Source organism: Corynebacterium sp., from assembly GCF_012838985.1.
GTDB lineage: Bacteria > Actinomycetota > Actinomycetes > Mycobacteriales > Mycobacteriaceae > Corynebacterium.
The window spans coordinates 1-21,772 of record NZ_DUOE01000067.1; the positions used below are offsets into that span (position 1 = coordinate 1).

At 67.9% G+C, this 21,772-nt stretch carries 21 protein-coding genes, 2 tRNA genes and 1 pseudogene; 9 read left to right on the forward strand and 15 right to left on the reverse strand.

What is annotated here, in order from left to right; translation table 11 throughout:
* Positions 1-562 (forward strand): annotated as a pseudogene (locus GXZ33_RS03860) (hypothetical protein); the annotation flags it as partial.
* A 421-nt stretch (positions 563-983) separates the two neighbouring features.
* On the opposite strand, the gene GXZ33_RS03865 reads toward GXZ33_RS03860, so the two are convergent.
* Positions 984-1,057: transfer RNA gene (locus GXZ33_RS03865), tRNA-Ile, on the reverse strand.
* Positions 1,058-1,231: 174 nt separating this feature from the next.
* On the opposite strand from GXZ33_RS03865, the gene GXZ33_RS03870 reads away from it, so the two are divergent.
* Positions 1,232-1,304: transfer RNA gene (locus tag GXZ33_RS03870), tRNA-Asn, on the forward strand.
* 200 nt (positions 1,305-1,504) lie between these two features.
* On the opposite strand, the gene GXZ33_RS03875 is transcribed toward GXZ33_RS03870, so the two are convergent.
* The 3 genes from GXZ33_RS03875 to GXZ33_RS03885 all read right to left on the reverse strand — a co-directional run bounded on the left by GXZ33_RS03875 (position 1,505) and on the right by GXZ33_RS03885 (position 3,869).
* A complete protein-coding gene (locus GXZ33_RS03875; RefSeq protein ID WP_291339521.1) occupies positions 1,505-2,371 on the reverse strand; it encodes a YwiC-like family protein in 867 nt (288 codons plus the stop codon).
* 48 nt (positions 2,372-2,419) lie between these two features.
* Entirely contained in the window at positions 2,420-2,560 is a 141-nt protein-coding gene (locus tag GXZ33_RS03880; RefSeq protein WP_291339522.1) for a hypothetical protein, read from the reverse strand.
* A gap of 82 nt (positions 2,561-2,642) precedes the next feature.
* On the reverse strand, positions 2,643-3,869 hold the full coding sequence (locus GXZ33_RS03885; protein WP_291339523.1) for a glucose-6-phosphate dehydrogenase: 1,227 nt from the start codon (positions 3,867-3,869) through the stop codon (positions 2,643-2,645).
* 56 nt (positions 3,870-3,925) lie between these two features.
* On the opposite strand from GXZ33_RS03885, the gene GXZ33_RS03890 reads away from it, so the two are divergent.
* Together GXZ33_RS03890 and GXZ33_RS03895 are read left to right on the forward strand one after the other, a co-directional pair.
* Positions 3,926-5,761, forward strand: a complete 1,836-nt coding sequence (locus tag GXZ33_RS03890; RefSeq protein ID WP_291339524.1) for a glycoside hydrolase family 15 protein — start codon at positions 3,926-3,928, stop codon at positions 5,759-5,761.
* A gap of 49 nt (positions 5,762-5,810) precedes the next feature.
* Positions 5,811-6,050: a hypothetical protein gene (locus GXZ33_RS03895; protein WP_291339525.1), complete on the forward strand. Its 240-nt coding sequence runs from the start codon at positions 5,811-5,813 to the stop codon at positions 6,048-6,050.
* Positions 6,051-6,148: 98 nt separating this feature from the next.
* On the opposite strand, the gene dnaG is transcribed toward GXZ33_RS03895, so the two are convergent.
* Positions 6,149-8,059 carry a DNA primase gene (gene dnaG, locus GXZ33_RS03900; RefSeq protein ID WP_291339526.1) on the reverse strand — a complete coding sequence of 637 codons (1,911 nt, stop codon included), beginning with the start codon at positions 8,057-8,059 and terminating at the stop codon, positions 6,149-6,151.
* A gap of 40 nt (positions 8,060-8,099) precedes the next feature.
* On the opposite strand from dnaG, the gene GXZ33_RS03905 reads away from it, so the two are divergent.
* Positions 8,100-8,513 (forward strand): ribonuclease domain-containing protein, encoded by a 414-nt coding sequence (locus GXZ33_RS03905; protein ID WP_291339527.1) that lies wholly within the window; start codon positions 8,100-8,102, stop codon positions 8,511-8,513.
* A gap of 158 nt (positions 8,514-8,671) precedes the next feature.
* Positions 8,672-9,211, forward strand: a complete 540-nt coding sequence (locus GXZ33_RS03910) for a hypothetical protein (protein ID WP_291339528.1) — start codon at positions 8,672-8,674, stop codon at positions 9,209-9,211.
* Between the two features lie 59 nt (positions 9,212-9,270).
* Here GXZ33_RS03910 and GXZ33_RS03915 read toward each other — a convergent pair whose 3' ends face one another.
* Both GXZ33_RS03915 and GXZ33_RS03920 read right to left on the reverse strand, forming a co-directional pair.
* The gene (locus GXZ33_RS03915; protein WP_291339529.1) at positions 9,271-10,536 is read right to left on the reverse strand and encodes a deoxyguanosinetriphosphate triphosphohydrolase; all 1,266 of its coding nucleotides are present in this window, start codon (positions 10,534-10,536) and stop codon (positions 9,271-9,273) included.
* A gap of 8 nt (positions 10,537-10,544) precedes the next feature.
* A complete protein-coding gene (locus GXZ33_RS03920) occupies positions 10,545-11,165 on the reverse strand; it encodes a YdcF family protein (protein WP_291339530.1) in 621 nt (206 codons plus the stop codon).
* A 24-nt stretch (positions 11,166-11,189) separates the two neighbouring features.
* Between GXZ33_RS03920 and GXZ33_RS03925 the strand changes: the two genes are divergently transcribed.
* A complete protein-coding gene (locus tag GXZ33_RS03925; RefSeq protein WP_291339531.1) occupies positions 11,190-13,229 on the forward strand; it encodes a TPM domain-containing protein in 2,040 nt (679 codons plus the stop codon).
* A 22-nt stretch (positions 13,230-13,251) separates the two neighbouring features.
* Here the strand turns inward: GXZ33_RS03925 and GXZ33_RS03930 are convergent, their stop codons facing one another.
* From GXZ33_RS03930 to GXZ33_RS03945, 4 genes are all read right to left on the reverse strand, one after another.
* A complete protein-coding gene (locus tag GXZ33_RS03930) occupies positions 13,252-14,376 on the reverse strand; it encodes an HNH endonuclease signature motif containing protein (protein ID WP_291339533.1) in 1,125 nt (374 codons plus the stop codon).
* Between the two features lie 127 nt (positions 14,377-14,503).
* Entirely contained in the window at positions 14,504-14,965 is a 462-nt protein-coding gene (locus GXZ33_RS03935; protein WP_291339535.1) for a hypothetical protein, read from the reverse strand.
* A gap of 4 nt (positions 14,966-14,969) precedes the next feature.
* Entirely contained in the window at positions 14,970-15,476 is a 507-nt protein-coding gene (locus GXZ33_RS03940; RefSeq protein ID WP_291339537.1) for a hypothetical protein, read from the reverse strand.
* A 2-nt stretch (positions 15,477-15,478) separates the two neighbouring features.
* Positions 15,479-16,858: a glycine--tRNA ligase gene (locus tag GXZ33_RS03945; protein WP_291339538.1), complete on the reverse strand. Its 1,380-nt coding sequence runs from the start codon at positions 16,856-16,858 to the stop codon at positions 15,479-15,481.
* Between the two features lie 343 nt (positions 16,859-17,201).
* On the opposite strand from GXZ33_RS03945, the gene GXZ33_RS03950 reads away from it, so the two are divergent.
* A complete protein-coding gene (locus tag GXZ33_RS03950; protein WP_291339540.1) occupies positions 17,202-17,720 on the forward strand; it encodes a metalloregulator ArsR/SmtB family transcription factor in 519 nt (172 codons plus the stop codon).
* 84 nt (positions 17,721-17,804) lie between these two features.
* On the forward strand, positions 17,805-18,239 hold the full coding sequence (locus GXZ33_RS03955; protein WP_291339542.1) for a Fur family transcriptional regulator: 435 nt from the start codon (positions 17,805-17,807) through the stop codon (positions 18,237-18,239).
* Here GXZ33_RS03955 and GXZ33_RS03960 read toward each other — a convergent pair.
* Genes GXZ33_RS03960 through era form a run of 4 tightly spaced genes read right to left on the reverse strand, consistent with a single transcriptional unit; the run spans position 18,236 to position 21,772 of the window.
* Positions 18,236-19,354 carry a VIT1/CCC1 transporter family protein gene (locus GXZ33_RS03960; protein ID WP_291339544.1) on the reverse strand — a complete coding sequence of 373 codons (1,119 nt, stop codon included), beginning with the start codon at positions 19,352-19,354 and terminating at the stop codon, positions 18,236-18,238. The two genes, GXZ33_RS03955 and GXZ33_RS03960, sit on opposite strands and share 4 nt — an antisense overlap.
* Positions 19,355-19,374: 20 nt before the next feature.
* The gene (locus GXZ33_RS03965; RefSeq protein WP_291339546.1) at positions 19,375-20,115 is read right to left on the reverse strand and encodes an isoprenyl transferase; all 741 of its coding nucleotides are present in this window, start codon (positions 20,113-20,115) and stop codon (positions 19,375-19,377) included.
* A 10-nt stretch (positions 20,116-20,125) separates the two neighbouring features.
* Positions 20,126-20,860 (reverse strand): DNA repair protein RecO, encoded by a 735-nt coding sequence (gene recO, locus GXZ33_RS03970; protein WP_291339548.1) that lies wholly within the window; start codon positions 20,858-20,860, stop codon positions 20,126-20,128.
* Positions 20,861-21,772 carry a GTPase Era gene (gene era / locus GXZ33_RS03975; protein WP_291339578.1) on the reverse strand — a complete coding sequence of 304 codons (912 nt, stop codon included), beginning with the start codon at positions 21,770-21,772 and terminating at the stop codon, positions 20,861-20,863. It lies immediately after the preceding gene.

A 21,772-nucleotide genomic window follows, 5' to 3' on the forward strand; every position in this document is an offset into this window, starting at 1 on the left:
CCCTTTCTGGATTTGCTATTGCTCACCGATTGCGCTTGAGAGTTTCCCTGTGAAAAGGTCGGAAATCAGCGCAACGAAAACCGCCATGGAGAAGATACCGACAACGATGCCAAAAGGGTCATACGTGAAGTTGTCGCTCACAGTGTTCCTTTCGATTGATGTGGTTCCTTCACTCTCCATATCTAACCGAGCGGTCAGTACCGTTACAGGCTCAGCATTTGCGGCCACCGACGACGACAAGACGACCAGTAAAGAGGGACTGCAGCAGGTCCCCCACCCTGCGGAGGCGTACCACGGGTTCCACGTGTGGGCACTGGTGTGGGCCGGTATCGGGATGCTCGCACTCGCCGGGGCGGTCGTCGGCATTCATGCTCTGTGGGCGGCCAGTCATCCTGGCGGCGCCCCGGTAGGGGACTTTGCCCTCAGCTACGTCGGGTTCAGTATCTACCCGTCGCTGGTCCTGCTGACGTTCTGGCCCCTGTGGAAGGGGGCCCGGACCGAGATTCATATCAGACCGATTGAGGGGGAACATGGTGCAGGTCGAGCCCGAGAACGTACTTAGCTTCCTCGGTGTCGTCATCGCTGCGTGGCTGTCCTATGCCTCAGCGCGGGTGGCTGCCCGTGCGAAGGTTCAGACGGTGACGCAGGAGAAGGAGGACGGCAAGATCCAGGCGGCGGTCGACCGGGTGCTCGATGTCATGGAGGAGGGGTTCGCCGCGCGGGACCGGACGATCGGCCGGCTGGACAGCAGGCGTTGGAGCGTAAGGACGATGCGTGGCGTCGTCATGTGTTGGACTGGCGTGAGGCGCACCCGGACCGGAGTAGGTGTCCGACGCCGCCCGTGGAGGTGCGGGCTAATCTGCCGGATCAGTGTTCGCAGTCGCGTTCTAATCCCTGGCCTTGGGCGAGTGCTTCTGTGGTGAATAAAGCGATGGAAACGCCCCCTCCGACAATGTCGGAGGGGGCGTTTGCGCTGTTCAACGTGGGGCCAGCGGGGCTCGAACCCGCGACCTACGGATTATGAGTCCGCGGCTCTAACCGACTGAGCTATGGCCCCCGAAAGGTGGAACCTCGCCAGTATAACCGCGCGACACCCGGTTCCCGCAAAGCGTGCGGGACCGTTTCAAAAATATCGTCTGACCTGGCGATTTGTCACCTGAACGAAGGTGTCATATAGTTATGACTCGTTGCAGGGAAGAGCGAAAGCACAGAACAGCACGGCACAAATTAATCCCCTATAGCTCAGTTGGCAGAGCATTCGACTGTTAATCGAAAGGTCACTGGTTCGAGCCCAGTTGGGGGAGCAGAAGAGAAGGCCACCGGACACCCGGTGGCTTTCCGCGTTTCCGGGACCATTGACTCCCCTACGTGACGCAGGTTACACTCATCGTAATGCTTCACCGAACCGGTTCCAGCTTATGCAGAACCGAGGACGTGAAGAAGTGAATCCCGGGACCGTTGCCCTGCAACGATCACCCCGGGATTTGCGCCGTTCAAGGGGATGTCAGAGGAAGATCGCCGCCAGCACCGCCGCGCAGGCGATGAGCAGCACCGGCACCTCCGCCATGCCGACCCGGCGGGCGGTCCAGGGTTCGCCGTGGCGGGCCGACCACGGGATGCCCACCGCACGACCGAGGGCGACGAGCATCGTGAGCACCGCCAGCGAGCCGGCGACCCACTTCCCCGCCCACACGGCCAGGGCCACCACGATGAGCAGGGCGACGACGTGGTAGCTGATGGAGATCTTCAGGTAGAGCGGGTTGTCGCGTTCACGGATCATGGTCTTGACGAAGGGGATCGTGCCCGAGAAGTACAGTGCCAGGAATGCCATGCACACCCAGATGAGGGTCGGCACCTCCGACGGTGCGCCCGAGCCGGCGCCGACCGCGGTGAGGGCGGGGAGGAGGAGTGCGGAGGCGACGACCGTCGACACCCCGGAGAGGGCGGAGCGTCCGCGGCCCCGCAGGGTCTCCCACACGGCGACCGCCACGAGCGGCGCGAACGGGACAGCCCACCACATGAGCTGCGGCTGCAGCAGGAGGGCCACCGCGATACCCGCCAGGGAGACCGGGCCGTAGACGTATATCGGCCTCAGGTAGCCGGCCCGACGCCGGGGGTTGCGCGCCTTGGCGGCGAGACCGAAGGCGAAGAAGGCGAAGTAGCCGGAGAACCAGGCGACCAGTACCGCCGGCAGGACGGTGAGGGGACGCCACGAGGGGGCGTCGGCAAGCAGGTGGACACCGGAGATCAGCCCCAGCACAGCGGGGCTGATGAGCATCGCCCAGGCGCCGTGCTGGTTGGGGACCCACGGGGAGATGCCATGCCTGCCGCGTTTCCCGTTCCTACGTGGTCGGACAGTGGTCGTGGCCATGAACCCCACGTTAGCACCATCCGAAAGTTTGATACGGCTTCTTCCGTACTATTTGCCCGGGGTGGGCAGCTGCCCCGACTCGGCAGCTCCGGTGACCGGGGACGACTCCTGTTCGGTGACGCTGGCACAGAGGAGCGCGGCGAAGGCCAGCACCCCGGCCAGACGGCCACGTGGGTTATCGCTGTTCACGCCACACCTCCCTCCGATTCGTTGGTACTACGAACTTAGCGCGTCCCCGATCGGGTGTCCGGTGATTGGAGATCACATTCGTCTAACGCCATCCGTCCGGACCCGCGGACCCCACCGGATACTCCTCCAGCGGGACTTCCCCTGCCTCGAAGGCGTCGAGGACGGGGCGGAGGATCTCCCACGCCCGCTGCGGCGTGCCGACGGGCACCTCCACCGAGTGGTCCCCGGCGAACAGGGCACGCACGACCCGCCCGTAGGGACTCAGCCGGGAGGGGACGGTGCCGGAATGGAGGGTGACACGCCGCAGATCCCCGGCGTCACCGGGATCGGGGACGTTGAGCTCCAGGAGCATGTCGTCGGCGAAGGGCAGGACCAGCCGGGCGGGGGCCCGCCCCTCCGCCGCCCGGTAGTGGACGGTGACGGCCTGCTCCGGGTCGCCGATCGCCTTCCCCGAGCGCAGACGGATCCGCGTGTCCCGCCACCGGGGAAGATCCACGGCCAGATCGAGCTGGACGAGCGTCTCGGTGCCGCGGGAGGGATCGACGCCCTCCTCGTCGACGTAGCCGACGTAACGGGCGCGGTGCACGCTGCCCCCGACCACGGAGGTGACGGCAAGTACCCCGGCAGGCTCCGCACGGCCGTCGACACACAGGATGTGCGCCATCACCTGCAGCAGGTGCGACTGGATCATGTCGCGGAGGGCGCCGGTGGAGTCATAGAACTCGGCGCGTCCCTCCAGCGCGAGGGTCTCGTCGTAGATGATGTCGACCGCCTCGATGAACTCCCCCGACCAGGTCGCCCCGAGCGGCAGGTTCGCACGGATGAGGCCACTCAGGTTGGCGACGGCCGCCTCGCAGAGGAAGTGGTCCACCCGGAAGATGTGCTCCTCATCGGTGACGGCCAGCAGCCGACGGTCGAGTTCCTCCGCCTCCTCCGCGGAGCCGCCGTAGGGCTTCTCCATGGCGAAGAGGAGGTCGGCGGGCAGGTCGACGTCGGCGAGTACCTCGACCGCCGCGACGGAGACCGCCGGTGGCAGCGCGAAGTAGAGGACCGCCCCCTCCCCCGCCGCCTCGAGCACCCGGCGCAGGTCGGCGGGGTCGGTGGCGTCGGCGACGATGAACTCAGCGTCGGCCGCCAGGTGCTCCGCACCACTCTTTGCGACGAGCGCCGGGTAGTCCACGTCCTCCCGCCCCACGCCGATGATGCGCAGGGACTCCGCGTACTCCCCGAGCCCGGGGATGAGCAGGCGGCGGGCCAGGTCCCCCGCCCCGCCGAAGATGACGATGGTGTGATTCTCCATGCGTTTCATGCCCCCAGCCTCATGTATTGAGGCGGACCCCGCAACCCCGCCCCTACAATGATGTCATGACCACGAGCACGCCCCTCGAGAAGTACGCACTCCTGTCCGACACGCACACCGCGGCACTGGTCGCCGAGGACGGCAGCATCGACTGGCTCTGCCTGCCCCGCTTCGACTCCCAGGCGGTGTTCACGAAGCTGCTCGGCACGGAGGAGCACGGCCACTGGCTCATCGACGCCCCCGGGGCCCGCGTCACGGCTCGCCGCTACCTCGGTGACTCCTTCGTCCTGGAGACGACATGGGAGTCGGAGACCGGCACCGCGACCGTCACGGACTTCATGCCGATGGATCCGGAGAACGGACTGTTCGAGTGCACCGACCTGGTGCGGCGCGTGGTGTGCACCTCCGGGGAGATCGACATCCGCTCGGTCCTGCGCCTGCGTTTCGACTACGGCCAGGCCACCCCCTTCTACCGCTACCAGGTGCTCGACGCGGAGCGGAACCTCGGCGAGATCCGCTGCGTCGCCGGCCCCGACTCGGTCCACCTCCGCGGGCCGTACCTCACCCTCAACGAGGACACCGGCGCGCACCTCGGGGAATTCCGCCTGACCGAGGGCGAGAGCCTGGAATGGATCCTCACCTGGTTCCCCTCCCACCGCGAGATCCCGGAGGCCCCCGACTACAGCGAGGCCCTGGCGATCACGCAGGAGGCGTGGGAGAGGTGGGCGTCGGGAAGCAGCTACCGGGGTGAGTACCCGGAGATGGTGACCCGCTCCCTCCTCGTGCTGCGCGCGCTCACCGACTCCCGCAGCGGCGGCATCGTCGCCGCCCCCACCACCTCCCTGCCGGAGGAGTTCGGCGGCGAACGCAACTGGGACTACCGCTACGTGTGGCTGCGCGACTCCGCCCTGACCATCGAGGTGCTCGTCGCGGCCGGATTCACCGCCCGCGCCGACAACTGGCGCCAGTGGCTGCTGCGCGCCATCGCCGGCGACTCCAAGGAACTGCGCATCATGTACGGGCTGCGCGGCGAACGGCACCTCCCCGAGTTCGAGCTCGACCACCTGCCCGGCTACGAGAACTCCCGCCCGGTGCGCATCGGCAACGGCGCCGCCGAGCAGTACCAGGCGGACGTCGTCGGGGAGGTCATGATCGCCCTGGAGACCCTGCGCAACGCAGGCGTCGAGGAGGACGAGTTCTCCTGGGACCTGCAGAAGTCGATCCTCGACTTCCAGGAGCACATGTTCGACGTCAAGGACCACGGCATCTGGGAGATGCGCAGCGAACCCGCCTACTTCACCCACGGCCGCGCCATGATGTGGGCGGCGTTCGACAGGGGCGTGAAGGCCGTCGAGAAGCACGGCCTCACCGGCCCCGTCGACCGCTGGCGCGAACTCCGCGAACGCCTGCGCACCGAGATCATGGAGCAGGGCTGGAACGAGGAACTGCAGTCCTTCACCCAGGCCTACGGCGGCACCGACGTCGACGCGTCGCTGCTGCAGCTCGCGCAGATCGGTTTCCTCCCCTACAACGATCCGCACATCCTCGGCACCGTGGCGCGCATCGAGGAGACACTCATCGACGACGCCGGCTTCCTCCACCGCTACCCCGCCGGCACCGGCGTGGACGGCATCTCCGGCGGCGAGTACCCCTTCCTGCTGTGCTCCTTCTGGCTCATCGAGCAGTACGCCCACTCCGGCCGCCTCGACGACGCCCGTGCCAAGATGGACCGCGTGTGCGCCACCTCCTCCGACCTCGGGCTGCTCGCCGAGGAGTACTCCACCGAATTCGGCAGGCTCGCCGGCAACTACCCGCAGGCCTTCTCCCACCTCGGCCTCATCCGCGCCGCCGCCGCGATCTCCCACCCGGAGACACCCGTCGACTCGGCGGCCAGCAGGTAGGCTGTCCCCTGACCTTCCACCCCCTGTATTCCAAGGAGCGCACACCCTCATGATCCAGTTCGTCATCGGAGCCGCAGCAGGCTACGTCCTGGGGACCAAGGCCGGCCGCAGGCGATTCGAGCAGATCAAGAAGGGCTACACCGCCGCCGTCAACTCCCCCGTGACGAAGAAGGCCGTCGACGCGACCCGCAAGGCCGTCGCCGACCGCCTCGACCCGCAGCCGCGTATGCGCGAGGTGAAGAACCTGCGTACCGACGACCAGCAGGTCCTGGAGCCTGACCAGGACTAGGTGGGTTGCCCGGGGCTCCTGCGCTCCACTGGCCCGCCGCCTCGCCGGGCAGCAGCGACACCATGACCGGAACCACCCGGGCCATTGTCTCGGGCATGCTACTCCGCCGGCAGTCCCCGGAAGGCCCGCTCGTTGAGCTCCCGGCGCGCCTGCTCCAGGGCGACGAGGTCGGCAAACAGTGAGTTGTAGGCCTGCTCGTCATCGGAGGGACGCATACGCTGCAGCTGGCTCTTGAGCTGGGCGATCTGGTTACCCACCTCGGCCTCCTGCAGGCGGGAGAGCACCGAGTCCGCGTAGTTGCGCAGGTGCTCCTCCTCCATGGGGATCTCCTCGACGGCCAGCTCGGAGACGAGGTTGCGTCCCATGAGGTCGATCATCTCCCCGGCGACACCGGCGATCCAGTCGACGCCGCTGTGGGCGGTGCCGGCTCCACCGAGGGTGCCCATCGCCTCGCGGATCATCCGGTAGGCGGGGTGGGTGAAGGCGTCGGTGCTCAGCCCGTCGAAGTAGGGGCCGGTCAGCTCCGGGTACTGCAGGGCCAGCTTGAGGGACTCGCGCTGCGGCCACAGGTGGGGGTCGCGCGGGTTCGGCATGGGCACGGCCGGGGTGGTGTCGACGGGGGCGGAGGAGGCGGAATCGAAACGCACGGCGCGACGGCGCTTCTCCTGCTTCGGGCGGCGGGCCTCCGCACGGACCTGCTGCACCACCTCCTCGGTGTTCGCCCAGCCCACCCAGCCGGCGAGCTGGCGGGCGTACTCGCCCTGGAGAACCGGATCCTTGATGCCGGCGACGACGGGGACGGTGCGTCGCAAAGCCTGGAGGCGGCCCTCCACCGTGTCGAGGTTGTGCTCCGCGAGCATCGACTCGACGACGAACTGGAACATCGGGATGCGGTCCGCGACGAGATCACGGACCGCGGCGTCCCCCCGCTCGAGGCGGAGGTCGCAGGGGTCCATGCCGGGCGGGGCGACGGCGACGAAGGACTGGCCGGTGAACTTCTGGTCTCCCTCGAAGGCGCGCATGGCGGCCTTCTGCCCGGCCTCATCGCCGTCGAAGGTGTAGATGAGCTCGCCGCGGAAGTAGTTGTCGTCGAGCATGAGGCGGCGCAGGATCTGCAGGTGCTCGTCGCCGAAGGCGGTGCCGCAGGAGGCGACGGCGGTGGTCACGCCCGCGGCGTGCATCGCCATGACATCCGTGTAGCCCTCCACCACGACGGCCTGGTGACCGGCGGCGATGTTCTTCTTCGCCACATCCAGACCGAAGAGCACCTTCGACTTGTTGTAGAGCATCGTGTCGCGGGTGTTCATGTACTTGCCCATCTGGTCGTCCTCGAAGAGCTTGCGCGCCCCGAAGCCGATGACATTGCCCGACAGGTCCTTGATCGGCCACAGCAGACGACGGTGGAAGGCGTCGATCGGCCCGCGGCGCCCCATCTTGGACAGGCCCGCGGCCTCCAACTCCTGGAACTCGAAGCCCTTGCGCAGCAGGTGCTTGGTCAGGGTGTCCCAGCCCTCCGGGGCGTAACCGCACTCGAAGGCGTAGATGTGCTCCTGGGAGAAGCCCCGGTCGAGGAGGAACTCGCGGGCCGTCTGCGCCTGCGGGGTCTCCAGCTGCTCACGGTAGAACTGGTGGGCCGCCTTGTTCGCGTCGATGAGGCGTTTGCGGGTGCCCGGTTCTTCACGACGCGCCCCCGTCGTCCCACCCTGGTAGTTGATCGTGTACCCGATCTCCTGGGCGACCGCCTCCACCGCCTCCGGGAAGGAGATGTGCTCCATCTCCATGAGGAAGGTGAAGACGTCACCACCCTTGCCCGTGGAGAAGCAGTGGAAGTACCCGCGGTTCGGGCGGACGTGGAAGGACGGGGTGCGCTCGTCCTTGAACGGGCTCAGCCCCTTGAGCGAATCATGGCCCGCCGGCTTGAGCTGAACGTACTCGCCGACGATCTCCTCGATGAGTGCGCGCTCACGGATCGCCTGAATGTCACTGTCCGGAATACGCCCCTTAGCCATGATGAACAGGGTACCGCGCGGGTCAAGTTAGTATCGGGGCGTGAAGAAGAACTCCGTCCTCGCCACCCTCGGCGCCGTGGTGCTCGCCGCCGTCGCCGCCTTCTACGGGGTTGACCTGGGCACCCAGCAGACCCCGACGCTCGTCGACGGCCTCGAGGTCTGCGAGGTCGCCTCGCTTCCCGACGAAGCCGAGCCCGTCATCGCCGACATCCTCTCCGGCGGACCCTACGAGTACCCGGGCGAGGACGGCGGCCACTTCGGCAACTACGAGGGCCTCCTGCCGAAGGAGAAGAGCAGCTACTACCGCAGCTACACCGTCGACACCCCGGGCATGGGGCACCGCGGCCCCAAGCGGATCGTCGTCGGCGGCGGCACGGAGACCGACCCGGACGTCTGGTACTACTCCGAGGACCACTACGAGTCGTTCTGCGTGATCCCCGACGCGGAGAACTGACGTTTCTCTGCCCTGATCCTGCAGGAACCATAAAAGTACCCGCACACTTCTGCGCGTTCGTGCTGGTCAGGGTTTCAGCATCCGCCAACTCCCTTATATAAGCGCCGGACCTTGAATACGGTGGGGCCCGCACTGAATCCCCGATCCGAAAGGTCCCCATGAAGCTCCGCACCCTGACCGCAGGCGTCGCCGCCGCCACCATCGCCTTCGCCGGCCTGAGCGCCCCGCAGGTCCTCGCCGCCGAGCCCGGCACCGAGCCGGTCACCGAGGAGGAGATCGCCAAGGGCCTCGAGGAGATCTCCTTCGAGTCCAGCAAGGGCACCGAGTTCCTCCCCGATGAGACCATCACCCTGACCGCCGACAGCGTGGGCGAGGGCATCGAGATCCGCAACGCCTACATTGAAACCGCCCCCGGCGAGTCCACTGCCCTGTGGAACGTGCAGCGCGGCGTCAACGAGGAGGGCCTGCCCACCCTGACGATCACCGCCCCCACCACCCCGGACGAGCAGTTCGGTAAGACCCAGGAGTACGGCGACTACACCGTGCACATCCGCACCTCCAACTGGAACAGCTACCTCTTCGACATCAAGTTCGTCGAGGAGAAGACCGAGGAGCCGGCCCCGTCCGACCCGTTCGAGCTCTCCAGTGAGATCGACTTCTCGAAGCTGTCCGCCGCCTTCCAGGGCTCCAGCTTCTAGTCGCTTCTACGCGACGTTCCGTCGAACCCCGTCACCGGCAGCACCGTCGGTGGCGGGGTTCACCCCATGAAGGCGGCCAACCCGGCAGACTGCTTCGCCAGGCGCTCCAAGCGGGACTCCGTCATCGACGCGATCTGGTCCACCACGACCCGTTGGCGTGCCGCGTCCGTGTCGGCCTGCTCCCACCACTCCCGGAACATGGGGGCCAGTGAGCCCGGCGCGCCGGCGGTGAGGTAGTCGAAGACGCGGTAGATGCGTTCGCGCTGGCGGTCCTGGCGGGCCACGTGCGTCGGTGCGTCCATGACGTAGAGGACGGCGATCGTCTTGAGCAGGGTCACCTCGGCCTGCGCCTGCGGCGGGATGATGAGCTGCCCGTGCTGGCGGCCGAGCAGTTCCTGCCCTGCTGTGGCGCCGACGGTGGCGCCGACGTAACGGCCGACCAGTTCGGAGGTCATGCGTTTGAGGTCCGCGTAGCCGGCGAGTGAGAGGTCGAAGTCGGCGGCCCTGCTGACGACGGGGAGCTGGCGGAGGGAGTCGGCGGCGTCGACAAGCGATTCGGGGGTGCCGCCGAAGGCGCGGGCCCCCTTCTCCGCCAGGGCGGCGAGTTCGACCAGGTCCCACAGGACGTGGAGGGTGATGCGTCCGGAGACGATGCCGTCCTCGACGTCGTGGACGGAGTAGGCGATGTCGTCGGCCCAGTCCATGGTCTGCGCCTCCATGGAGGGCAGGTCGTCGGTGTGGCCCGCGCGCAGCCACTCGAGGATGTGCGCGTCCTCGTCGTAGCAGCCGTATTTGCGGTTGACGGTGCCGTCGGGGTTGGTGCGGGTGCGCGGGTACTTGCACGCGGCGTCGAGGGCGGCGCGGGTGAGGTTGAGTCCGTGGCTCTCCCCCTCCGCGGAGACGGTCTTCGGCTCGAGGCGGGTGAGGATGCGCAGGGTCTGCGCGTTGCCCTCGAAGCCGCCGCAGTCGGCGGCGACCTCGTTGAGCGCGACCTCGCCGTTGTGTCCGTAGGGCGGGTGGCCGATGTCATGGGTGAGGCCGGCCATCTCGCAGAGGTCGGGGTCCAGGCCGAGTCCGGAGCCGATGCCGCGGGAGATCTGTGCGACCTCCAGCGAGTGGGTGAGGCGGGTGCGCGGGGTGTCGCCGTCGCGGGGGCCGACGACCTGGGTCTTGTCGGCGAGGCGTCGGAGAGCGGCGGAGTGGAGGACGCGGGCCCGGTCGCGGCCGAAGTCACCGCGGTGGTCGGCCTGCGAGTCCTCGAACTCACTGCCCTTCGGGGCTTCTGCGTACCGACGTTCCGTGTCGGCTGACGAGTAGGCGTACATCGGTCCTCTCACTTATCGGTCAGTGCGTCGTGACGCGCCCGACGCGAGGGGCGCAGGCCGGCCTCCAGCCTGCGCAGCATTCCCTCCAGCCTATCCGCCGCCCCCTCCCCCAGGACGCGGGACACATCGACGACCAGCATCCCGCCGACCTCGTGCGCCAGGGTCCGCCACCACGCGGGCGTCGGGAAGTGGGAGGGGCTGGTCCGCGTCGGTGACGCCACCGCCTCCATCCCCGCCTGCCGCGCGAGGATCTCCGCCCGCAGCGCGTGGTTCGGGTCCGTCACGATGATCGCCCGCCCCACCTCGTGCCTCCCCACCAGGGCGGCGTAGGAACCCTGCGTGTCGTTGCCGTCCGGCACCGGTGTCACCGCCTCCGCCGGCACCCCACGCTCGACGAGGTAGCGTTTCCCCACCTCCGCCTCGGTGAAGCGGTCCCCGGGGAGTTTCCCACCGAGGGGGTACACATGCTTCGCGACGCCCGCCTCCCACAACCCCACCGCATGATCCAGGCGGGCCGCGAACTGGCGGGAGGGGGTGCCGTCGTACTGGGCCGTCCCCAGGATGACGAGGGAGTCGGCGGGGGCGGGACGACGGCGGCGTCGGTAAGGATGCAGCAGGATACGGATCACGTCACAGACGGTAGTCTGGGCGACATGAAACGCATGCTGCCCCGCCCGAAAACTCTGGCCGCCGCCGCGGTGATCGGTGCTGCCGCGCTGGTCAGCGCCGCCCCGCTGACGACCGCGCTGGCCAGCCCGCAGGTGCTCGCCCAGGCACCCGACACCGCCGTGGCCCCCGAACGCCTCTCCTCCCCGGTCACCGACTACTCCGGGGTCCTCGACGCCGCCCAGAGCGCCGACCTCACCGACAAGATCCAGCAGCACAAGATCGACGCACACAAGTCGATCTTCGTGGTCTTCCTCCCCAGCTTCGGCGGCCTCAGCCCCGAGGAGTGGACCGACCAGGCCGTGGCACTCAACGGCGAGGGCAACACCGTCGTCATGGCCGTTGCCACCGAGGACCGTCAGTTCGGCATCAACGGCGGCGACGACTGGCCCCAGCCCGAGGTGGACCGCATGGCCGACGCCGCCTACCCCTCCCTGGTCAACTCCGACTGGTACGGCGCCGCCGACGCGGCGGTGAACGCCGCGGTCACCTCCGGTGAGATGTCCGGCGAGTCCCTGGCCTGGCTCGGCGGTGGCGCCGCAGCAGCCGTCGCGGCCGGTGGCGGCATCTACGCCTACTCCCGACGCAAGCGGAAGCAGACCTCCGCCGCCGTCCTCCAGGACTCCCGCGCCATCGACCCCTCCGACACCCGCCGCCTCGCGTCCCTGCCGATGGAGACCCTCGAGCAGCTCGCCCACGAGGAGCTCGTCTCCACCGATGAGTCGATCCGCCGCGGCCGCGAGGAACTCGACCTGGCGATCGCCGAGTTCGGCCCCGAGCGCACCCGCTCCTTCACCAGGGCGATGAACAACTCCACGACCACCCTGCAGAAGGCCTTCGCCCTGCAGCAGCGTCTCAACGACTCCATCCCGGAGACCGAGGCCGAGCGCCGCTCCATGCTGGTCTCCATCATCTCCTCCTGCGGCCAGGCCGACAACGCCCTCGACACCGAAGCCGCCGCCTTCGCCGACATGCGCAACCTGCTGGCCACCGCCGACCGCAAGATCGACGAGCTCACCCAGCGCACCGTCGACCTGCGCACCCGTCTCCCACGCGCCGCAGAACAGCTCGCGGGTCTGCGCGACCGCTACTCGGACGACGTGCTCGAGTCGATCACCGACAACGTCGACCTGTCCTCCGCCTCCCTCGACGAGGCCGAGAAGTCCCTGGCCGTCGCCCGCGAACTCGAGGCGCGGCCGGCCGGTGAGCAGGCCGGACTCGTCGACGCCATCCGCGACTCCGAGCACGCCATCGAGGTCGCCGACCGGCTGCTCGGCGGCATCGAGCGTGCCGACGACAACATCGCCACCGCCCAGGCCGGCCTCGGTGACCTGCTCATCGAGGTCGAGGACGAGATCCGGGAGGCCGGTGACCTCAAGCGCCGCGGCATCTCCGAGGGAGCCCGCGCCGACTGGGAGAAGCTCGACGAGGTCGTCGGCCGCGCCATCACCGTGGTCGAGCAGGCCCGCGCCCAGTCCACGACGGACCCGCTCGGCGCCTACACCGTGCTCACCGACATCGACGGCGAGCTCGACGAGCAGCTCGACCGCGTCCGGGAGTCCACCGCCGACCAGACCCGCCAGCTGCAGATCCTCGACCAGCAGCTCCACTCCGCGGGCTCCGCGATCCAGTCCGCCGAGGACTTCATCGCCTCCCGGGGCCGGGTCATCAAGGCGGAGGCACGCACCATGCTCGCCGACGCCAAGCGGCTCCAGGCGCAGTCCCTCCAGATGCGCACCTCCGAGACCCGGCAGGCGATCGAGCATGCGCGGCAGGCGGCGAGCGTCGCCAAGCGGGCCCTCAAGCGTGCGCAGTCGGACTACAACGACTACCAGCGCCGCCAGCAGGCGAACTACCGCGGGCGCGGTGGCGGAGGGAACATGGGCGGCATCATCACCGGCATGGTCATCAACGAGATCCTCTCCGGCGGCGGCCGGGGAGGCGGTTTCGGTGGTGGCTTCGGTGGTGGAGGCGGCGGCGGGTTCGGCGGAGGCGGCGGCGGAGGCTTCCGCGGCGGCTCCTTCTAGGCACGCCGGAACCCCGGCCTGATCAGCAGTTGACCAGGCCGCGGGCCGAGAACCTGCGTATCGGGTGCGGGTTCACCCGCGGCGGGCCACCGTCGGGCGGGTGGAAGACCACCCCACCCGGGGACCGTTCCACCCGACCGTTCCGGGGTGGTTTCCCCGGGTCATCGTCGTTGAGGCCGTTGTGCTTCGGGCACAGCATCGTCATGTTGACCGTGTTGGTCTCCCCGCCCTGCTTCCACGCCCGGACATGGTGCACCTCGCACTGGTCCGCCGGCGTCGGGCACAACGCCTCGCACGTCAACGACTCCGTGGCGAGCATCATCCGCTGCTTCGGCGAGGCCGTGCGCTCCGAGCGGTACGCATTCACCGGACCCGACACCGGGTCGTAGATCCCGGCGATGTGGTACTCCGCGGTGACCTGCTCCACCAGCTCCCTGCCGGTCATCGTGGTGCCGTCGGTCAGGCCGAAGACGGTCTCATCCCCCTCCTGGCGCAGCACCTTCGCCCACTCCGGCAACGGCACCACCACGTACGGGACCGGGGCGACCGGGCCTACCCCGCCACCGCCCTGGGAGGACATGAAGGCGTCGAACATCGCCTGCTCATACCCCAGGCGCGGATCCTCCCGCCGCAGCTCCGCAGCGGCGACCCGTACCGTGCCCAGCAGCCCCTCGATGACGCGCTCCGGGCCGGTGACGGTGAAGGTGCGCAGCCCGGCCGCATCGGTGTTCTTCCCGCCCTTCAGGGCCCTCTTCCCCCAGGCCTTCTTCTCCGCGTCCCCGACCTGCCGGTTGTACGCACGCACCACCGCGGCGGCCGCCCGGTCGATCTCCGCGACCGTGCCCCGCAGGCCGCACAACTCGACGCGGAGCTCCCACTGCGACACCTCTGCCCCGCGCAGCAGTTTCTTCGTGTGTTTCTCCACCACCGCCACTGCATCCAGCGACAGTCCGGCGGCCGCGGCCACCGCCGCGGACTGCAGTCCCCGCTGCCGGGTGGGGCCGAAATAGGTCCGGGCGAGTGTGTCCCAGGCACCGGCGTCCCGGACACCCAGCAGGTCGAGGTCGTCGAGGGTGACGGTGCCGGAGAAGATGTCCTCCAGCACCGTCATGGCCCGCAGGGCCGTCAACGCCTCGATGGTGTTCATGCCCCGGACGATAAACCGGAAGGGAGGGGGCGTCGAGAAGCATGGTCCGTGGGCTGTGGACAACCCCCGCTTGTCCACAGAAACGCCGCCCCGCCGAGTTCCCCGCTTGACAATCCCCCGGTGTCGGCTACACCCGCGGGCGGCGCACCGGGGAGTCCACGAGCACGCAGCCCCACGACAGGAACACCGCGTCGATGGGCGGCAGATCGTCGTAGGTGGGACCGGCGTGCAGTTCGACGCGGCCGGAGATCAGCGGGCGGACGCGGGCGACCATGCCGCCGGTGGCGTCGATGATGCTGCGCTCCTTCCGCCAGATGCTGGTGCGGCGCAGCTCGTAGAGCCGGCCGGCGCAGTCGGCGTAGAGGGTGCCCACGGTGAAACCGTTCTGGGCGAGCGTGAACACGCGGCCGTCGCCGGTCGTGGCCCGGGCCCGGAACTGGATGGGGCCGGGGTCGGACTCGACGAGGAGGCGTTCCGAGCCGAAGAAGATGACGTCGGAACGGACGGCGGCGACGCGGTTGCGGTGGGCGTCGAGAAGCTCGTTGCCCTCCCAGCACCACGGACCGGCGGGGCGTTCCTCGGTCTCCATCTGCCTAGAGGAGGAACGCCAGGATCGCGATGACGGACATGATCGCCAGCGTGGCGATGACCATCATCGTGGAGCGGAACAGGCGGGTCTCCAGGACCAGCCTGGTCAGCCAGCTGAGGCCGACGACCACGTCGGCGGGCAGGTCGGTCTCACCCTCGAACTCGAGGATGGCCTTGCGCACGCCGTTGTTGCCGCCGGAGAACTGGCCGACCTTGTTGCCGTTCTCGTCGTCGATGATCCAGTTGTTGGACGACTCGTTGACGAGGACGAAGCTCCGGGCACCGACGGACACCGGGATCGACTTGTCCTTCTTGAAGTTCGCCGTGGCGGTGACCACGGGGGCGTCGAGAAGCGTGGCGATGGCACCGGTCTCCGCGTCGAAGTTCAGTGTCCACCGCTCACCGGCGACGTCGGCGGAGGTCTTGTCGAATCGGGCAAGCACCTCCGGACCGCCCTCCGCGAGGAGGACGGGATGCTCGACGTCGCTGCGGTCCCAGCTGGTGTAGTGCATGACTAGCAACCGACGAGGCGGGTGGCCAGGTAGTCCTGCAGGTCCTCGATCTTCACGCGCTCCTGCTCCATGGAGTCACGCTCACGGACGGTCACGGCGTTGTCCTCGAGGGTGTCGAAGTCGACGGTGACGCAGAACGGGGTGCCGATCTCGTCCTGACGACGGTAGCGGCGGCCGATCGCACCGGAGGTGTCGTACTCGATGTTCCACAGCTGACGCAGCTGCGCGGCGATCTTCTCGGCCGGCTCAGCCAGCTCCTGCTTCCTGGACAGCGGCAGGACGGCGACCTTCACCGGGGCGAGACGACGGTCGAGCTTGAGCACGGTGCGGGTGTCGACGCCGCCCTTGGCGTTCGGGGCCTCATCCTCGGTGTAGGCGTCGACGAGGAACGCCATGAAGGCGCGGCCCAGGCCGGCGGCCGGCTCGATGACGTAGGGAATCCAGCGCTCGTTGGTCTCCTGGTCGAAGTAGGACAGGTCCTCGCCGGTGGCCTCGGAGTGGACCTTCAGGTCGTAGTCCGTGCGGTTGGCGATGCCCTCCAGCTCGCCCCACTTGGTGCCCTTGAAGTTGTAGGCGTACTCGATGTCGACGGTGCGCTTGGCGTAGTGGGACAGGGCCTCCTTCGGGTGCTCGTAGAAGCGGAGGTTGTCACGGTTGATGCCCAGGTCGACGTACCACTCGAAGCGCTCGTCGATCCACTTCTGGTGCCACTCCTCATCGGTGCCCGGCTCGACGAAGAACTCCAGCTCCATCTGCTCGAACTCGCGGGTACGGAAGATGAAGTTGCCCGGGGTGATCTCGTTGCGGAAGGACTTGCCGATGTTGGCGATGCCGAACGGCGGCTTCATGCGCGCGGAGGTCATGACATTCTTGAAGTTGACGAAGATGCCCTGTGCGGTCTCCGGACGGATGTAGTGCAGGCCCTCCTCATCGTCGACCGGGCCGAGGAAGGTCTTCAGCAGGCCGGAGAAGGGGCGCGGCTCGGTCCAGTTGCCCGGCTGGCCGGTCTCCGGGTCGTTGATGTCGGCGAGGCCGTTGGCCGGCGGGTGGCCGTGCTTCTCCTCGTACGCCTCCAGCAGGTGGTCAGCGCGGTAACGCTTGTTGGTGTGGAGGGACTCCACCAGCGGGTCGGTGAAGACCTCGACGTGGCCGGAGGTCACCCACACCTGACGCGGCTGGATGATGGACGTGTCGACACCGACGACGTCAGGACGGGAGGTGACCATGTGACGCCACCACTGGCGCTTGATGTTCTCCTTGAGTTCGACACCGAGCGGACCGTAGTCCCATGCGGAACGGGAACCGCCGTAGATCTCGCCTGCCTGGAACACGAATCCGCGACGCTTGCACAGGTTGATGACGGTATCGATGACGGACGCCATGTGGCTTCAGACTCCTCTGGTAGGGGATAAGTCGTTGATGATTCACAACGAGTCTAGCCGCACCCCGTCCGCCCGGTCATCAGGGGGTTGACCGGGCCACATGGGACAATGGTCGTGTCCGCGGAAACCCCACCCATTCAAACCCGTACAGGGGCAGAATGCGGGGACAACTTTCGCACGATAAGGCAAATGTCTAGAGTGATATACGGTACAGGTATAATCTAGAAACCAGCATGTCTGAGCACTTATGCCGGCAAAAGCAGAACATTACTAATATTACCTATGGTCTAGAACGGAACCCCTGCTGTCCGTTCGGACCTGTTTCACAAAGAATTGGGCTGGGATGAACACCTATTCGGACACTGATCTTGACGCCGCCGAAGTCATCATCGGCGCGCTTGATTCTCGCCTGCGGGTGCAGATCATCTGGCGTCTGTCCATCCGCGACCACTTCGTCCACGAGCTCGTGGACGGTCTCGGGAAGTCCCAGCCGCTCATCTCCCAGCATCTCCGCGTGCTCAAGCGCTCCGGCATCGTCGATTCCGAGCGTCGGGGCCGCGAGGTCATCTACCGCCTCGTCCTCCCGGAGGTCGCCGACCTCATCGGTGCCGCGGTGACCCTGGGTCTCCACGCCCGGGAGATGCAGGCCGCCGCAGCCGACGCGAACAAGCCCGCCGACGAGAAGACCTCCCTGGCGTCGGTGGTCAAGATCGGCCACGTCGACGAGTCCCGTGGCTCCGGAACCGAGGAGGACGTGGTCGGCCAGGTCGCCCACGCCCCGGCCGCCGCCGCCGCGACCCCGGGGCTGGAGACCATCCCGGACCCCTCCCCCACCCCGCCCATGCCCGCCTCTTTCTCCTGATCCCCGCCGTTCACGCTGCCTCAATCGGCCGCAGCGTACATAATGGGCTGTGTACTCGATCCCTTTTCCAGGAAGAACCCGTACATGTCTCCCTTGCCTTCCGGTGTGCCGAAGCTGGGCGCCCGCAACACCCGCCAGCGCACCGCAGTGATCAACGTCCTCTCCGAGATCGACACGTTCGCGTCGGCCAAGGAGATCCACCGTGAGCTGGAGGACCGGGATCAGCAGGTGGGTCTGACCACCGTCTACCGCACCCTGCAGTCCCTCGCCGAGATCGAGGCGGTGGATGTCCTCCACATGGCCACCGGCGAAACCCTCTACCGGCAGTGTGTCTCCCCCCACCATCATCACCACCTGGTGTGCACCGGCTGCGGTCGCACCGAGGAGATCGGGGGCGGTACCGTCGAGACGTGGGCGAAGGCCGTCGCCGAGGAGCACGGCTTCGAGCTGACGGGACACGACGCCGAGATCTACGGCCGCTGCCCCGCCTGCCGTGCCGCCGCGGAGAAGGAGAACTAGCCCACCACGGTGCCGAACGCCACGCCCAGCAGATAGGTGATGCCCGCGGCCCCCAGGCCGATGGCGAGCTGGCGCATCGCACGCCCGAGCGGCGCCCGGCCGGAGAGCACGCCGACGACACCGCCGGTGAACATCAGCGCACCGGACACGAGGACGGCGGCGATGAGCGCCCCGAGAACCGGCGACGCCCCGAAGATGAACGGGATGATCGGGATGAACGCACCGCCCGCGAAGAACAGGAAGCTCGAGCCGGCGGCCGTCCACGGGGAGCCGACGACCTCGCCGGCGTTGACCGGCTCCACGTCGTGGCGGGCGTCGGGGCTGTCCTCGCGGTCGAGGCCGATGGCCTGCTCCAGCGCCATGCGGGAGAACTCGGCCTTGGCCTTGGCGGCGGCCTCCTTCTCCCCCATCCCGCGCGCCCGGTAGACCAGCGCCAGCTCATTGGCGTTGACGTCCAGGGAGGGCAGCAGCGTGTGCGCCTTGGGGTGCGGGGTGGACGCCTCGAGCAGTTCCTTCTGCGAGCTGACGGAGACGTACTCACCGGCGGCCATGGACAGGGCTCCGGCGAGCAGACCGGAGATACCGGTCAGCAGGATCATGTTCGAGGACACACCCGAACCCATGACACCGACGACGAGCGCCAGGTTGGACACCAGGCCGTCGTTCGCGCCGAAGACGGCGGCGCGGAAACCGCCGGACATCTGCTCACGGCCCCGGGCGGCCAGGCCGCGCACGACCTCGGCGTGGATGCGTTCATCCGCGGCGATCTGCGGGGAGGCGTCCTCGTCCTTGATGTAGGGGCTGCGGGACTCGGCGGTCTGCATGAGGGCGAGGGTGAACACGGAGCCGAAGTGCCGGGCCATGAAGCCCATGATGCGGGTGTTCAGGTCCGGGTTGCGGGGGAAGCCGACGTACTCGCCGAGCTTCTCCCGCCAGAACTGCTCGTGGCGGGACTCGGATTCCGCGAGTGCGAGCAGGATCTCCCGTTCCTCACCAGTCTTCTTGCGAGCCAGTTCCCGGTAGAGGGCGGCCTCCGCACGTTCGTTGGCCAGATAGCGGCGCCACTTGCTGATCTGCGCCGGAGTGGGCTCGGTGGTGGGGGGAACCTTGTACACCACGGGGTATCGTCTCTCTTCTACTGCTGCTTCACGCCACCGAAACGACGGTCACGCGAAGCGTACTCAACCACAGCATCGTACAGATCCTGGGGAGTGAAGTCGGGGAACAGCTTGTCCTGGTAGACCATCTCAGCGTACGCGGACTGCCAGAGCAGGAAGTTGGAGGTCCGCTTCTCCCCCGACGGCCGCAGGAAGAGATCCACGTCAGGCATGTCCGGTTCGTCCAGGAAGGAGGAGAACGTCTTCTCCGTGATCTGCTCCGGGCGCAGCTCCCCAGCGGCGGCCCGGCGGGCGATCTCCCGGGCGGCGTCGACGAGTTCGGCGCGGCCGCCGTAGTTGACGCACATGGCCAGGGTCATGCGGGTGTTGTCCTTCGTCAGCTCCTCGGCGGTCTCGAGTTCGCGGATGACGGTGCGCCACAGGCGGGGGCGGCGGCCGACCCAGCGCACGCGCACGCCCTTCTCGTGGAGGATGTCCCGCTGGCGGCGCAGCACGTCCCGGTTGAATCCCATGAGGAAGCGCACCTCTTCCGCGGAGCGGCGCCAGTTCTCCGTCGAGAAGGCGTAGGCCGAGAGGTACGGCACGCCGAGGGCGAGGCAGGCGTCGACGACGTCCATGAGGACCGCTTCACCGCGCTTGTGTCCCTCGGTGCGCTTGAGGCCCCGCTGCTGGGCCCACCGCCCGTTGCCGTCCATGACCAGGGCGATGTGGTCGGGGATGAACTGGGCCGGGATGTCCGGAGGAGTTGGAGGAGTCACGCAGACAAGTCTACGTCTGGTCCATCACGCCCAGGCTGGTGACCTTCTGTTCCAGGTGCCACTGCAGGTGTGCCCTGGTCAGACGGTGTGCGACGGCACTGAGATGCGGTTGCTTACCGACGACCTCCCGCACCGCCGGCCAGTGCGCATTGTTGAGCAGCCACATGAGGTGCAGGGACTCCTCTGGAACCTCCGCCGACCCCGGTGGGCGGCACTGCACGCAGGCGGCCCCACCCACCGCGGGGTGGAAGGCGTGGTGCGGGCCGGGTGTCCCGCACTGGGCGCAGTCGAAGAGGCTCGGGGCCCAGCCGGCGTGGGTCATGGCCTGCAGCAGGAAGGCGTCGAGCACCACCGTCGGATGGTCGGTGGTCTGCATGCGGGCCAGGGTCTCGGTGAGGTGGTCGAAGAGCCACGGGTCCCCGTCGTGGGCGAGCCGCTCCGCGGTCTCGAGGGCCGCGCAGGCCGCGGTGTAGCGCTCGTAGTCGTCGATGATGCCGCTGCCGTAGAACGCCACCGTGTCCGCCCCCGTGATGGACTCGAGGTTGCGGCCCGGGTAGAGCTGCACGTCGATGTCCACGAAGTGCTGGAGCCGCGACCCGAAGCGGGACTTCGCGCGCCGCACCCCCTTCGCGACGCCGCGCTTCACCCCGTGGTTGCGGGTCAGCAGCACGATGATGCGGTCGGCCTCGCCGAAATCGTAGGTCCGCACCACCAGGGCGCGGTCCCGGTACGGCTGGGCACGCACCTAGAACCCCAGGCGGCCCAGAGACTTCGGGTCGGACTGCCAGTTCTTCAGCACCTTGAGACGCAGGTCCAGGAACACATTCCGGCCCAGCAGCTTGATGATCTCCTGGCGCGAGTTGTGGATGATCCGGCCGAGACGACGCCCGTCACGCCCCTGGATGATGGACTTCTGGCCCTCCCGCTCCAGGTAGATGATCGCGTGGATGGTCGTCTTCCCGTGCTCGTCGTAGATCTCGTCCACCTCGACCGCCACCGAGTGCGGCAGCTCGTCCTTGAGGCCGCTCAACGCCGCCTCACGGATGAGCTCGGAGATGCGCTTCTCCGTCTCCTCGTCGGTGACGTGGTCGTCCGGGTAGAACTTGGGCCCCTCGGGGAGGAGGGACGTGATGACGTCGAGAAGCACGTCCACCTGGGTGCCGTCCTGTGCGGAGACCGGCACCACCTCGGACTCCCCGCCGAGCAGCTCGTGCAGCGCGAGCAGCTGCGCACCGACCTGGTCCTTCGACGCCTTGTCCAGCTTGGTGACGATGCCGATGATCGGCGTATCCGGCACCACGCTGCGCAGATTCTCCAGGATCCAACGGTCGCCGGGGCCGATCTTCTCGTCCGCCGGGACGGTGAAACCGATGAGGTCGACGTCCGCGTAGGTGTCCTTGACCATCTCGTTGAGCCGCTCACCCAGCAGCGTGCGCGGCTTGTGCAGACCCGGGGTGTCCACGACCACGATCTGCGCGTCCTCCCGGTGGACGAGCCCACGGATCGGGTGGCGCGTGGTCTCCGGCTGGTTGGCGGTGATGGCGATCTTCTCCCCCACCAGCGCATTGGTGAGGGTGGACTTGCCGGTGTTGGGCCGGCCGACGAAGCTGACGAAGCCGGAGCGGAAACCCTCCGGGGTGTCGGTGAATGAGCTGAT

Excerpts from the sequence above, each read along its gene's own strand:
- GXZ33_RS03895 (WP_291339525.1), top strand. The coding sequence starts at position 5,811 with ATGATCCAGTTCGTCATCGGAGCCGCAGCAGGCTACGTCCTGGGGACC.
- dnaG (WP_291339526.1), bottom strand. The coding sequence starts at position 8,059 with ATGGCTAAGGGGCGTATTCCGGACAGTGACATTCAGGCGATCCGTGAG.
- GXZ33_RS03915 (WP_291339529.1), bottom strand. The coding sequence starts at position 10,536 with ATGTACGCCTACTCGTCAGCCGACACGGAACGTCGGTACGCAGAAGCC.
- GXZ33_RS03950 (WP_291339540.1), top strand. The coding sequence starts at position 17,202 with ATGAACACCTATTCGGACACTGATCTTGACGCCGCCGAAGTCATCATC.
- GXZ33_RS03935 (WP_291339535.1), bottom strand. The coding sequence starts at position 14,965 with ATGGAGACCGAGGAACGCCCCGCCGGTCCGTGGTGCTGGGAGGGCAAC.
- GXZ33_RS03885 (WP_291339523.1), bottom strand. The coding sequence starts at position 3,869 with ATGAAACGCATGGAGAATCACACCATCGTCATCTTCGGCGGGGCGGGG.
- GXZ33_RS03940 (WP_291339537.1), bottom strand. The coding sequence starts at position 15,476 with ATGCACTACACCAGCTGGGACCGCAGCGACGTCGAGCATCCCGTCCTC.
- GXZ33_RS03955 (WP_291339542.1), top strand. The coding sequence starts at position 17,805 with ATGTCTCCCTTGCCTTCCGGTGTGCCGAAGCTGGGCGCCCGCAACACC.
- GXZ33_RS03890 (WP_291339524.1), top strand. The coding sequence starts at position 3,926 with ATGACCACGAGCACGCCCCTCGAGAAGTACGCACTCCTGTCCGACACG.
- GXZ33_RS03925 (WP_291339531.1), top strand. The coding sequence starts at position 11,190 with ATGAAACGCATGCTGCCCCGCCCGAAAACTCTGGCCGCCGCCGCGGTG.
- GXZ33_RS03930 (WP_291339533.1), bottom strand. The coding sequence starts at position 14,376 with ATGAACACCATCGAGGCGTTGACGGCCCTGCGGGCCATGACGGTGCTG.
- GXZ33_RS03945 (WP_291339538.1), bottom strand. The coding sequence starts at position 16,858 with ATGGCGTCCGTCATCGATACCGTCATCAACCTGTGCAAGCGTCGCGGA.
- GXZ33_RS03910 (WP_291339528.1), top strand. The coding sequence starts at position 8,672 with ATGAAGCTCCGCACCCTGACCGCAGGCGTCGCCGCCGCCACCATCGCC.
- GXZ33_RS03875 (WP_291339521.1), bottom strand. The coding sequence starts at position 2,371 with ATGGCCACGACCACTGTCCGACCACGTAGGAACGGGAAACGCGGCAGG.